At 46.0% G+C, this 11,453-nt stretch carries 12 protein-coding genes; 5 read left to right on the forward strand and 7 right to left on the reverse strand.

Features of this window, described 5'->3' with window-relative positions; translation table 11 throughout:
• Positions 1-15 precede the first annotated feature (15 nt).
• Together ACOGW3_RS05315 and ACOGW3_RS05320 are read left to right on the forward strand one after the other, a co-directional pair.
• Positions 16-867 (forward strand): TauD/TfdA dioxygenase family protein, encoded by an 852-nt coding sequence (locus ACOGW3_RS05315; protein WP_419902020.1) that lies wholly within the window; start codon positions 16-18, stop codon positions 865-867.
• A 10-nt stretch (positions 868-877) separates the two neighbouring features.
• Positions 878-1,609, forward strand: a complete 732-nt coding sequence (locus ACOGW3_RS05320) for a class II aldolase/adducin family protein (protein ID WP_419902021.1) — start codon at positions 878-880, stop codon at positions 1,607-1,609.
• Positions 1,610-1,655: 46 nt separating this feature from the next.
• Here the strand turns inward: ACOGW3_RS05320 and ACOGW3_RS05325 are convergent, their stop codons facing one another.
• The 4 genes from ACOGW3_RS05325 to ACOGW3_RS05340 are packed head-to-tail and all read right to left on the reverse strand — an operon-like array spanning position 1,656 to position 5,228.
• Positions 1,656-2,405: a sensor histidine kinase gene (locus tag ACOGW3_RS05325; protein ID WP_419902022.1), complete on the reverse strand. Its 750-nt coding sequence runs from the start codon at positions 2,403-2,405 to the stop codon at positions 1,656-1,658.
• Positions 2,406-2,422: 17 nt separating this feature from the next.
• Positions 2,423-3,739, reverse strand: a complete 1,317-nt coding sequence (locus ACOGW3_RS05330; RefSeq protein WP_419902023.1) for a cache domain-containing protein — start codon at positions 3,737-3,739, stop codon at positions 2,423-2,425.
• Positions 3,729-3,995, reverse strand: a complete 267-nt coding sequence (locus ACOGW3_RS05335) for a helix-turn-helix domain-containing protein (protein ID WP_419902471.1) — start codon at positions 3,993-3,995, stop codon at positions 3,729-3,731. Before ACOGW3_RS05335 ends, ACOGW3_RS05330 begins: the two co-directional genes overlap by 11 nt.
• Entirely contained in the window at positions 3,996-5,228 is a 1,233-nt protein-coding gene (locus ACOGW3_RS05340; protein WP_419901077.1) for an ISL3 family transposase, read from the reverse strand. It abuts the gene before it with no gap.
• Between ACOGW3_RS05340 and ACOGW3_RS05345 the strand changes: the two genes are divergently transcribed.
• Positions 5,215-5,346 (forward strand): hypothetical protein, encoded by a 132-nt coding sequence (locus tag ACOGW3_RS05345; RefSeq protein WP_419902024.1) that lies wholly within the window; start codon positions 5,215-5,217, stop codon positions 5,344-5,346. The genes ACOGW3_RS05340 and ACOGW3_RS05345 overlap by 14 nt on opposite strands.
• Here ACOGW3_RS05345 and ACOGW3_RS05350 read toward each other — a convergent pair.
• Positions 5,299-6,543, reverse strand: a complete 1,245-nt coding sequence (locus ACOGW3_RS05350) for a sigma-54-dependent transcriptional regulator (protein ID WP_419902025.1) — start codon at positions 6,541-6,543, stop codon at positions 5,299-5,301. The genes ACOGW3_RS05345 and ACOGW3_RS05350 overlap by 48 nt on opposite strands.
• Positions 6,544-7,027: 484 nt before the next feature.
• Here ACOGW3_RS05350 and ACOGW3_RS05355 point away from each other — a divergent pair, with 484 nt between their 5' ends.
• Both ACOGW3_RS05355 and ACOGW3_RS05360 read left to right on the forward strand, forming a co-directional pair.
• Positions 7,028-7,366, forward strand: coding sequence for a hypothetical protein (locus ACOGW3_RS05355; RefSeq protein ID WP_419902026.1), 339 nt, complete (start codon positions 7,028-7,030; stop codon positions 7,364-7,366).
• A 142-nt stretch (positions 7,367-7,508) separates the two neighbouring features.
• The gene (locus ACOGW3_RS05360; RefSeq protein WP_419902027.1) at positions 7,509-8,765 is read left to right on the forward strand and encodes an MFS transporter; all 1,257 of its coding nucleotides are present in this window, start codon (positions 7,509-7,511) and stop codon (positions 8,763-8,765) included.
• Positions 8,766-8,867: 102 nt separating this feature from the next.
• Here ACOGW3_RS05360 and ACOGW3_RS05365 read toward each other — a convergent pair whose 3' ends face one another.
• Positions 8,868-9,284 (reverse strand): hypothetical protein, encoded by a 417-nt coding sequence (locus tag ACOGW3_RS05365; protein ID WP_419902028.1) that lies wholly within the window; start codon positions 9,282-9,284, stop codon positions 8,868-8,870.
• A gap of 160 nt (positions 9,285-9,444) precedes the next feature.
• Positions 9,445-11,448 (reverse strand): acetyl-CoA carboxylase biotin carboxylase subunit, encoded by a 2,004-nt coding sequence (locus ACOGW3_RS05370; protein WP_419902472.1) that lies wholly within the window; start codon positions 11,446-11,448, stop codon positions 9,445-9,447.
• Positions 11,449-11,453 lie beyond the last annotated feature (5 nt).

Below are 11,453 nucleotides of genomic sequence, written 5' to 3' on the forward strand. Positions count from 1 at the left end.
CAATAGGAAGCCCGAATGAATTATCATTACAAGCATATCTCCACTGAACCTATCGCCGGGGCATTGGGAGCAGAAATTAAAGGCGTTGATCTCTCCACTCCCATAGATGAAGGATTGTTATCAGATATAAAGACCGCCCTTTGGAAGCATAAAGTTCTCTTTTTTAGAAATCAGGATCTAACTCCGGAACAGCATATCGCGTTTGGGCGCCAGATTGGCCCTCCTCAGTCGGATCTATTTGTTAAGCACCATGACAAATACCCAGAGTTAATTGAACTTCTCAAAGAAGCAGATGATACCGGCTATAATTTTGGAGGTTCTTGGCACTCTGATACCTCTTACCTTGAGGCGCCAAGTATGGGCGTGGCTCTCTATGCAAGAGAATTACCACCGTATGGCGGCGACACGACCTGGACCAATATGGAAATGGTTTATCAAAACCTTTCGCCAGCTATGCGAAATATGTTGGATGGGCTACGCGCTGAACACGTCGCACATGGCTTAAAACAACAATTGAAAATTCGAAAGGGGGATTACGCCATCAGCTTTAACAATGCTGATGAGATCAGAATTGAAGTAAAGCACCCTGTTGTCAGAACTCACCCAGAAACAGGTAACAAATCTCTGTTTATCAATCCTGCATATACCTACCGACTTGAAGGGATGTCTGAAGAAGAGAGTAAACCTCTTATCGACTTCCTTTGTGAATTTGCCATTCGTCCAGCCTTCACATGCAGATTTAAGTGGGAGCCAGGGTCTCTTGCTCTTTGGGACAACAGAAACACGATGCATTTCGCGATCAATGATTACGAAGGCCACAGACGCTTGATGCATCGTTACACAATAGCTGGAGAGATCCCGGAATAAGGATATGAAAATGCATGAAATTTCCAATCAGGAATGGTCCATTCGCGTGGATCTCGCAGCATGTTATCGGCTGGCCGCTCAACATGGCTGGACAGATCTGACCTCAACACACATATCCGCACGTATTCCCGAAGATGGTACATTCCTCTTAAACCCACTCGGGCTTCATTTTGATGAAATCACGGCTTCATCACTCGTAAAAGTCACCGAAGATGGCGAAGTGGTTTCACCGGGAGGTGCGACAATCAACAAAGCTGGCTATGTCATCCACAGTGCAATTCACATGGCCCGGGAGGATGTTGATTGCATTATCCACACTCATACCCGGGCAGGCATGGCACTTTCTGCAATGCGGGATGGGTTATTACCACTTAATCAGCATGCTTTGCGGTTTTATAACCGCCTGGGAATTCATGATTATGAAGGTATCGCACTGGATTTGGATGAAAGAGAGCGCTTGGTACGTGACTTAAAAACACACGAAGCAATGATCTTACGTAACCACGGATTATTATCTGTCGGGAAAACGGTCGCAGATGCTTTTAATGCCATGTTTTACTTGGAAAAAGCTGCTCAGGTACAAGTGGATCTTATGGGGGCGCAAGCAGAATTGATGATGCCGTCACCTGAGGTCTGTGAAAAAACAGCACAGCAATACGATCTCTATCCAGATATTGGAGCGCGAGACTGGGCCGGCCTTATACGCAAATTAGATCGTGAAGAACCTAGTTATAAACAATAATTAAAACATGAGGCGGTTTCGAGATGAAACCGCCTCCTCGAATAAATTACGCAATTTCTGCGAAAATATCCGCGTCATCACTGGTTAGGTCTTTATAGATATTTGGAGAAAACCAAATATAAAAACAACTCCCCACACCGACACGAGATCGAACTTCTATTTCTGCTTCAAACCGTTGCAAAATTCCATAACTGACGGATAGCCCAAGTCCTGTACCACTATTCGTTTGAGTGAAAAACGGGTCAAAAATCCTTGGCAAGACACTTGGCTCGATTCCACATCCATTATCGTGAACAGCCAACAATACGCCTTTATTTTTCCAATCACGCGTTCGAAGAGTTATGGTCCCGTTATCCGATAAAGCATTCATCGCATTAACGATTAAGTTAATCAGTACTTGCTGATATTGCTGATGGTTTCCACCGACCCAGTTGGTCGATCTCAGATCCAATTTCAGCTCAACCTCTTTCCTCTCAAGGTCGTGCTGTACAAGAACCAAAGTATCCCTGATCACCTGATTGACATCAACAGGCATGGCGTGATTTTGAAAGTCTGAAGGTCGAGAGTATTGCAACAGATTGTTTATAATCGCTCTAATACGGTAAACCTGTTGAATTATAAGACGCGTTTCTCCTTCCACTAATGACGCATTTTCTCCAAGCTCATCAGTAATCAGGTCCATGTTTCCGAGTATTACAGCGGTTGGATTATTTATTTCATGCGCAATACCTGCGGTTAACTCGCCGATCGCGGCCAGTTTCTCTTTAGCAACGAGCTGTTCCCGGGTCCGTTTCAACAGATTGATATTGCGTTCTAAATCCTCGTTCTTCGTTGCAACTGAACTGTACGTTGATCCACTTTACGTTCGAGCTCATCTGCATCACGTTGAATTTGATCTCTTTGTTGTTGCAATTGGTCGAGCAAGGCATCGAATTGGTTAGCAAGGGTTGCCACTTCATCCTGGGCTTTAACCCAACCGATACGAAGATCATCGCCCTTTTGTACACGCGAGATAACATTTGCCATTGCCTCTATAGGCTTGAATATCGATCTCGCAACCAGCATCGCAATAGCAACACAAAACAAAGTAATAGCCACAAAAAGAACGAGAAGCTTCATCAAACCTTCGAGGTAAATATCCTTAAAAGGTGCCTCAAGAAATCCAGCGTAGAGCATACCAACACGGTTATCATGAACATCAACGATAGGCTCGTAAGCTGAAATATACCATTCGCTGACAACAAAAGCTCTGTCTATCCAGTTTTCACCTTGATCAAGGACACGGGTCCTCACCTCTTCGGATACTCTTGTACCAAGCGCACGTTTTCCAGGGGATTGCAAAAGGTTAGGCACATTGGTGTTGATGCGTACATCTTCAAGAAACACCGTAATAGTCCCAAGACTATCCTCTGCCAAACTTCCTTTACTATAGACAATATCACGAAGACGATCGACAAATGCAAAATCCTTATTCACCAGGACCCCGCCAACCAGATAGGCTTCGATGTCCCCCTTATCATCACGCACAGGAAAATAACTGTGTAAAACCATCCCACGGTCTTCATACAAACGATCCGTGGCCTTCGCACGGGGGGTAGGAATAAGAGGCAAATAAACCTGATCTGATAACTCAGGCCCAATCGCAGCTAACTCATTTGCGCTGAAAATTTCCACACCTGTCGACGGTCCATGAGTCCTAGATCTTTCCAGTAAGGGACTATTTTTATATTCACAGAGATTGCGCTGCCAATAATCACACCCTCGACGGTCGACAAGATAGACAAAATCAAACCCCTCTCGGCTTTTAAAATCCCTTAGTAAAGGGCTGATAGGGCTCCTCTGTTCTACGGGCGATAACCTTTGTTCCAGCGCCTTGCGAAAAGAATGGGATTCCGCAAGAAGGGTTAATTTTGATAAATAACTATTTTGAGCGCGAAGGAAAGCTGCATGAGCGACGGACAAGTCACCATTTACCTTCATCAATAATTGACGATAGCTAATATCGTTACTCCAGATATATGCCATACCAATAACTGTCGGCATAACTATCAAAACGGGAAAAAGAACCAATAACAATAACTTGTACCGCAGACTTTGCGTCACAACTGCATAGAGATGTTTAATCATCATCTAAGCCATTGGTATGATCGTCATCATCAACTCGGTTCCAGAGCTGGAGCTTTCGCGTTAAAGTTTTCCTGGCAACACCGAGTATTTCGGCGGCCTTGGTTTTATTTCCTCCCACCAAATCCAAAACCTTACAGATGTGATCCTTTTCGACCGCTTCTAGCCCCCAACGAGGAGAATATCCGGTACCCTCTTTATTTTCAGGCGGGTTGCCAGCAAGTAACTCTTTAGGGGCACTTCTCCGCTTTGTTGAGTAGATTTAGGATTTCAAATAGAGCATAGATTGATTATCTGGAATGGATGATTGTCTAATTTTGAGTTTGAAGTATTCGGTATCCTTGATGCCTCTGGCTCGCTTACGGATCATTCCTATACTGACATTACCAGCCTCTATCCTGGCGCTTGTGAGCTTGTGTTTGGCGTAGTTGCAGATGCCCACACAATGTTTCCGTAGGGATTTCGCGAACTTTTTTAGATAGAGCATCTGTGACTGATCTGCTATCAGGCACCAACGTTCCAGTTGCTCCGCCATCGCCTCAAATGAAGCGGCACTCCACAGCAGCTGAAGCTGTTCTTTCAAGACGTAAAGTGCATTCAGGTTGCTATTGCTCTCCAGCAACCTTTGCAGCTTGTCACTTTGTTTTTCACTCAACTTATCCGCATTTTTGAGCAACAGATAATGTGTCCCTTTCATCAACTCTTTACCACTTGGATCGGCCTTTCTGAACTCAAGTCGACGCTGATTATGGATAGCTTTGCTGTAGTTTTTCATGACGTGGAAACGGTCAAATACTATGTCGGCCAACGGCAAGGACTCTCTGACAGCCTTTTGGTAGGCAGGCCCCATATCCATCGCTACGGCCTTTATTTTGCAGGCTGTATCTGGTTGCAGTTGTTTCAAAAACCTTGAAAAAACCTCGGCAGTTCGGCCTGCTTCAACCCAGATCAGATGACCGCCAACCATATCGTAGACCACCGTCATGTAGTCATGACCTTTCGCCCGGGCAACTTCATCTACACCAATATATTCCAAGCCAGTTAGCTCTGCAGGATCAAGCGTAGGGAGAGTTTCAATAAGGTATGCCCTGTCGATATTCTTGACCGTTTCCCATCGTATATCCAAATGTCTGGAAACCGCTTGAATAGACATATGCCGACATAATCCACTGATCAGTCGGCAAAATCGGTGAGTGAAACGGCACCCTTTATCAACAAAATCACACCCCTCAATGCGGCGTTCGCCCTTGTTAATATAAACCTGCGCCAGCTCAATCTCGACCACACAAGGATACCCAAAAAGGGGGATGTCGTTTACTTGTCGGCGGACATGCTGGTTGATGCTTCCCTTCTGGCCTGTAGCAGGGTCTATAGCCCTCCTACGCGCGTCTCGGCTGCAGTGAATGACAATCTTAACACCGCCGTCATCCAGTTTAATTTCATTTACACGTTGCCCTTTGAGGCCTAAAATATGCTGCGAGATGTTGATTGTCATATACCTGCTCTATGTAAAGTTATCAGAAACCATACATATCAACAGGTTACTTGGCGGTCGGCATCTTTTTCTACTCAACAAAGCGGAGAAGAGCCTCTTTAGGAAAGGCCCCCAGTAAGAAACACCTCTCGATCAAGTTCTTTAACTCTCGAACATTTCCTGGCCAAGAATACAACTCAAGTTCGTGGAAATCCTGTTGATCAAAAGGAATTGTTGTCATTCCCAGCTGCGCGGCCAACATATGCGAAAAGTGCTGGACCAACGGCATAATGTCTTCTCGACGCTCGCGTAAAGCAGGAATGGATAGTTTGACCACATTCAATCTGTAAAAAAGATCTGCACGGAAATTACCTAAATTCTTCTCTTCCTCAAGATCCCGATTTGTCGCTGCAACGATCCGTACATCGACAGGGGTTTCACGCTCGCTTCCCACAGGTCGAATTGTTTTTTCTTCCAAAGTCCTTAGCAACTTAGCCTGCATCATCAAGGGCATCTCGGAGATTTCATCTAAGAACAACGTCCCTCCATCGGCGTATGAAAAAAGACCGTCTCTGGCCTTTTGTGCTCCGGTAAAAGCTCCTTTGAGGTGTCCGAACAGTTCTGATTCAATTAGCTCAGGAGAAATCGCACCACAGTTTACGGGAACGAACGGCCCCTTCCGTCCACTTTCCTTGTGAATAGCGCTGGCAACGAGTTCCTTTCCAGTCCCCGTTTCCCCTTCGATCAAGACAACGGAAAGGCTGGGGGCTATCCGGGATATCATGTGGCGCAGATTGGTGAAGACGTCACTATTGCCGATCATTCCCTCAGCAGAATATAGATTATCTATGCGGCGCTGTAGCACGAAATTTTCTCTCATCAAACGCCTTTTTTCAACACAGCGCCGAATTGAAGAGGCCATTTGTTCGAGACGAAATGGCTTTAAAACGAAGTCAGAAGCCCCCATCCGTAAAGCATCAATCGCTTTATCAACATCTGCAAAAGCCGTCATAAAGATTACATCTGATTGCCAATCCTGCTCAACAATGGATTTAAGCCAGTCCACCCCAGAAAGTCCTGGCAGGCATATATCAACAACAAAGAGATCAAAATGAATAGTAGATCTGAGGGTTTCTGCTTCTTCTGCAGATGAAGCTATTTCCACATGGCTGTATGTCTTCGATAGAGAGCGTTTTAGGAAGTCGCGAATACCAGGCTCATCGTCAACAACGAGAATTGAAAAGGTTGTCTTGCCATCTTTTACAACTGAGGCAACAGAACGGTGTTCACCCTGCTCTAGTTGCTTTGAGTTATTCCCCGCTCGCGATGTTGGCATCCCGTCCTCCCGTTCTCATTTCTTATTTCTTATTTCTTATTTCACGCTGTTATCTTCAACGCTGAAAAGCACTCTGTTAACCTGCTCCTTAGGCTCTTTTCGGCCGTATTTTCTTATATTTTTAATGATTTACAGCCCTCTTGTCACCCTTCTCCAATTTTACACTATCTAATTGGCAATACTTTTAGATCACCATCACCTTAAGTTATCGGGACATAATGTCCCACACAAAAATATGTCGAGCCAATATGTCCCATTCCCTTTTCTGCAATCTTTCAGATCAAATACCAAAACTGACTGTTTTACTCGGCTAAACCCTCACCCCACCAGCTTGGCATGCCCTTTGCTCTAATGGGCCTATGCTTCATCGCCTAAGCCCTGAAAGCAAAGGCACGAAGTCAATAAACAGGGAGACCGCTTGCTGAAAGACTCCGGTCTGGATTGAAGCGGATAAATAATAAATCGATTTGAGGAGATCATAACCATGTCCGGATTAATGGCCATGCTAGGAAAAGAGCGAATTATCGCCAAACCAGGGTTTAACCGGTGGCTCGTCCCCCCCGCCTCTATAGCAATTCACTTATGCATCGGGTCCGTTTACGCTTGGAGTATTTTCAATACTCCTTTGGTGAAAGAGTACGGCGTTGTCGCAGGCGCTGCTGATGACTGGAGTTTAAGCTCAGTCGTCTGGATATTTTCAACAGCCATCGTCTTTCTTGGTTTAGCAGCTGCAATTGGCGGCAAATGGTTAGAGAAAGTTGGTCCCCGTGCTGTAGGCGTTCTGGCAGCTTGCTGTTGGGGGGGGAGGTTTTTTAATCGGTAGCGTCGGGATTTCTACCCATCAACTCTGGCTAATATATCTCGGTTACGGCGCCATTGGTGGCATTGGGCTTGGCCTTGCTTATGTTTCCCCCGTTAGTACGCTATTACGCTGGTTCCCTGACCGTAGAGGTATGGCCACAGGTATGGCCATCATGGGTTTTGGTGGTGGTGCCATGATCGGAGCACCTCTAAAAACCTATTTGCTCGGCGCTTTTTACCAAGCCCCTGAATATCTCGGCAAAGTTACTGATATAGAGCTGATCACCGAGGGCGGACGCCGTTTTGCCCAGGTTGCGGGTAACCAAATCGAAGTTGTTGTCGCCTCTGTTGCAGACATGGCCAAGATCCCCCTGGCAGGGCCAGAGGGCGTCTATGTCGTGGGTACGGGGAATACAGGTGTGTCCGGTGTATTTCTGACCCTTGGCATCGCTTATTTCATCGTCATGGTTATTGCGGCCTTTTCATACAGAATTCCCGCTGTTGGCTGGAAACCAGAAGGTTGGGTTGCCCCGACAGCAGACGAATCAACGAAACGCATGATTACCAACGATGATGTTCACATCGATCAAGCGACCAAAACTCCCCAGTTTTATCGTTTGTGGATTGTTCTCTGCTTGAATGTGACCGCAGGCATTGGTGTTATTGGTGTTGCCAAAACCATGATGACAGAAATTTTTGGATCGACCCTACCCGGCATCGTCGATGCAAATTTCGCTGCCACCTATGTTTTGATGATATCCGTCTTTAACATGTGTGGACGTTTTATCTGGGCATCACTGTCAGATTTTATTGGCCGGAAAAACACTTACCACTGCTTCTTCATTCTCGGCATGATTCTTTATCTCTCCATTCCGCTTGTTGCCAATCAGGTCAGTGTGAACCCCGCCGTTATGTGGTTGGTACTGTTCTATGCCGCGACAATGATTATCTTCACGATGTATGGCGGTGGTTTTGCAACCATTCCAGCTTACCTCGCGGATGTTTTTGGCACCCTTCATGTGGGCGGTATCCATGGGCGCTTGCTGACGGCTTGGAGTACAGCTGGCGTACTTGGTCCTTTTGCCATCACTTACCTTCGCCAGAAATCATTGGACGGGGCCTTGATCGATCTCGCGAATAAAGTCGATCCAGCAGCGTTCCAGGCTAAATTCGGAGCGGGTATCGACAAGTTGCAAGAATTGATCGCAGCCAAGACGGTTACCATCACAACACTTATGGATATAGCTCCAGAAGGTACCGTGGACCCTACGCCAAGCCTTTACAATACCACCATGTATGCAATGGCTGCCTTATTACTCATTGCTTTCTTCGCCAACCTTGGCGTTAAACGCGTGGAAGAAAAACACCACGTACACAACACTCACCCAGAGGTCGCGAAAGAAATCAAAAAAGCTGCTTAATAACGGCAGCCTAATAACAATAGTCCATATCCTGTCTAAAACTAAAAGCCCCTGAAACATTTTCAGGGGCTCTTCTTTTGTGGGCTTCAATAACGGAAAAGCTCAGTCATCATCTTCATACTCGTACAAAGCCTTAAAAGTTATTTCTACGGCTTTGCGCGCACGTTTTTCCCATTCATCCCGTCGGGTCCATTGATCCTGGATCGTAATGCCTGGTTTTCGTTTATCGCCATGAACCAGCCTATTCCTTAACTTATTCATCCAGGTCAACTCTTTCGGGTCAATCCAGGTTAGATATGTACCATGCTCTTTCATCTGTGCCTGAACGATAGATGTCGATAAAATTATCGTTGCGGCCCATGCCCCAGCACAAAAAGTGGCCTGGAGATCGATCATCAAGGCGCACGCCTGTTCACTCGGAGAACGAGAACCAGCCTGACTATATTGAGTTTCTAGATCCTGAAACCAAAATCGGCGATCCGACCAAACGATATCACTTGGTAACTCTAGCTGATCCATATCGCAGCCCTTTTATTGAGAAACAAACTAACAAAATACTTAAAAAACACACTGTAAGAAGACATTGTTAACTTACTCCTCTAGAGGTGCAAGAAACAAAAGGTCTGCACATCGGCAGCCCTTTCGCAAAACAATTCAACCAATAAGAAGTTCTTACGACCTATTCAAATTCAATTATCATCTGGTCAACAACTAGGCTTTCACCTGCCGCGGCTGATATTTTACTGATGACAACATCTTTTTCAGCCCGAAGTATGTTTTCCATTTTCATGGCTTCAACAACTGCAAGCTCTTCTCCGGCCTTAACGGCCTGTCCCTCTTCCACGGCGACAGACACCAATAAACCTGGCATCGGCGACAGAAGGAATTGAGAAAGATCAGGTGGCAGTTTCTCTGGCATCAAAGAATTATATCCAGCCAATCTGCTTTCAATAACCAGCGCCTCAACAGTTAACCCTGACAGTGTCAGCTTAAGGGCGGGCCCCCGGCGGTCGACTTGAACAACAGTTTCTTTGCCATTTACCTCTGCAAAGAAAACGGGTTCATGAGCCATCCAGTCGCCTCTAACAACGGCTTCATAGTCTTCGCCAGATACGAGGTAACCGTCTTCTTGAAGATCGATAACCACAGGATGAGGCTTACGATCGATAAACACTGTCAATTCAACAGCTATATCTACCCCTTGAATGCCATTGAGATGAGCCGCTAGTGCTGTTTGCTCTGACAAGTTTGTCTGTAAAACAGCTGCCACAGCCACCAACAGTTTGTTTTCTTCTTCGCTTGCCTGAATTCCATGGAAACCATCAGGGAACTCTTCTGCAATGTAATTTGTCGTCAGACGGCCTTCCTTAAAGCGATCTTGTGACATTACCGCAGAGAGGAAACCCATATTGTGGTTAATCCCGCGGATATAATAAGCATCCAACGCCGTGCGCATGCTCTCAATGGCAGTCTCGCGATCAGGCCCATAGGTACAGAGTTTGGCGATCATTGGATCGTAGAACATAGAGATCTCGGATCCCTCTTCGACCCCTGTATCAACACGGATTACCGGACGACCATTGTACTCTTCGTCAGATTCTGGCGCTTCATAGCGTACCAGACGACCAATAGACGGCAGGAAGTTACGCAAGGGATCTTCAGCGTAGACACGCGATTCAATAGCCCAACCTTCGAGCTTAACTTCATCCTGTGTCAATGCGAGCTTTTCGCCAGCAGCAACTCGGATCATCCACTCGACAATATCGATACCGGTGATTAATTCGGTCACCGGATGTTCTACCTGAATACGTGTATTCATTTCCAGGAAGTAAAAGTTCTTATCTTTATCGACAATAAACTCCACTGTACCTGCAGAGTGATAATTTACAGCCTGACCAAGAGCGACAGCTTCGCTCCCCATCTTTGCCCTCGTTGCTTCATCCAAAAAAGGAGATGGCGCTTCTTCGATTACCTTTTGATGGCGACGTTGGATAGAGCACTCACGCTCACCAAGATGGATAACATTTCCATGTTTATCGCCGATAACCTGAATTTCAATATGCCGAGGCTCTTCAATAAACTTTTCAATAAAGATACGATCATCACCAAAACTCGTCCGGGCTTCGTTCTGGGCAGAACGATAACCTTCTCGAGCTTCGTCGTTATTATAGGCGACACGCATCCCCTTACCACCACCACCGGCAGAGGCTTTGATCATAACGGGATAGCCGATACTGCTTGAAATCTGGACGGCTTCTTCAGCGTCCTTGATCAAATCCATATGGCCTGGAACCGTACTTACTTTTGAAGCCTGAGCCAGGTGTTTGGATTCAATTTTGTCACCCATCGCCGCGATAGCGTTTGTAGGAGGACCGATGAAAACGATATCCGCATCATCCAGCGCCTTAACGAATGTAGAGTTTTCAGATAAAAATCCGAATCCCGGGTGAACCGCCTGGGCGCCGGTTTCTTTACAAGCTGCGATAATCTTCTCGATTACCAGATAGCTTTCAGCTGAAGCCGCAGGACCAATATGAACAGCTTCATCAGCCATTTCTACGTGGAGCGATGATGCATCAGCATCAGAATAGACAGCAACCGTTTTAATACCCAGGCGTTGGGCGGTACGGATGACGCGGCAGGCAATCTCGCCACGATTTGCAATAAGGATCTTCTCAAACAAGGCCA

Source organism: Kiloniella sp. (assembly GCF_965205715.1).
Lineage (GTDB): Bacteria > Pseudomonadota > Alphaproteobacteria > Kiloniellales > Kiloniellaceae > Kiloniella.

Bases quoted from the DNA above. Each gene is read 5' to 3' on its own strand.
- ACOGW3_RS05315 (WP_419902020.1), top strand. From the start codon at position 16: ATGAATTATCATTACAAGCATATCTCCACTGAACCTATCGCCGGGGCA.
- ACOGW3_RS05320 (WP_419902021.1), top strand. From the start codon at position 878: ATGCATGAAATTTCCAATCAGGAATGGTCCATTCGCGTGGATCTCGCA.
- ACOGW3_RS05330 (WP_419902023.1), bottom strand. From the start codon at position 3,739: ATGATGATTAAACATCTCTATGCAGTTGTGACGCAAAGTCTGCGGTAC.
- ACOGW3_RS05345 (WP_419902024.1), top strand. From the start codon at position 5,215: ATGTTGATTGTCATATACCTGCTCTATGTAAAGTTATCAGAAACCATA.
- ACOGW3_RS05340 (WP_419901077.1), bottom strand. From the start codon at position 5,228: ATGACAATCAACATCTCGCAGCATATTTTAGGCCTCAAAGGGCAACGT.
- ACOGW3_RS05350 (WP_419902025.1), bottom strand. From the start codon at position 6,543: ATGCCAACATCGCGAGCGGGGAATAACTCAAAGCAACTAGAGCAGGGT.
- ACOGW3_RS05355 (WP_419902026.1), top strand. From the start codon at position 7,028: ATGTCCGGATTAATGGCCATGCTAGGAAAAGAGCGAATTATCGCCAAA.
- ACOGW3_RS05360 (WP_419902027.1), top strand. From the start codon at position 7,509: ATGGCCATCATGGGTTTTGGTGGTGGTGCCATGATCGGAGCACCTCTA.
- ACOGW3_RS05365 (WP_419902028.1), bottom strand. From the start codon at position 9,284: ATGGATCAGCTAGAGTTACCAAGTGATATCGTTTGGTCGGATCGCCGA.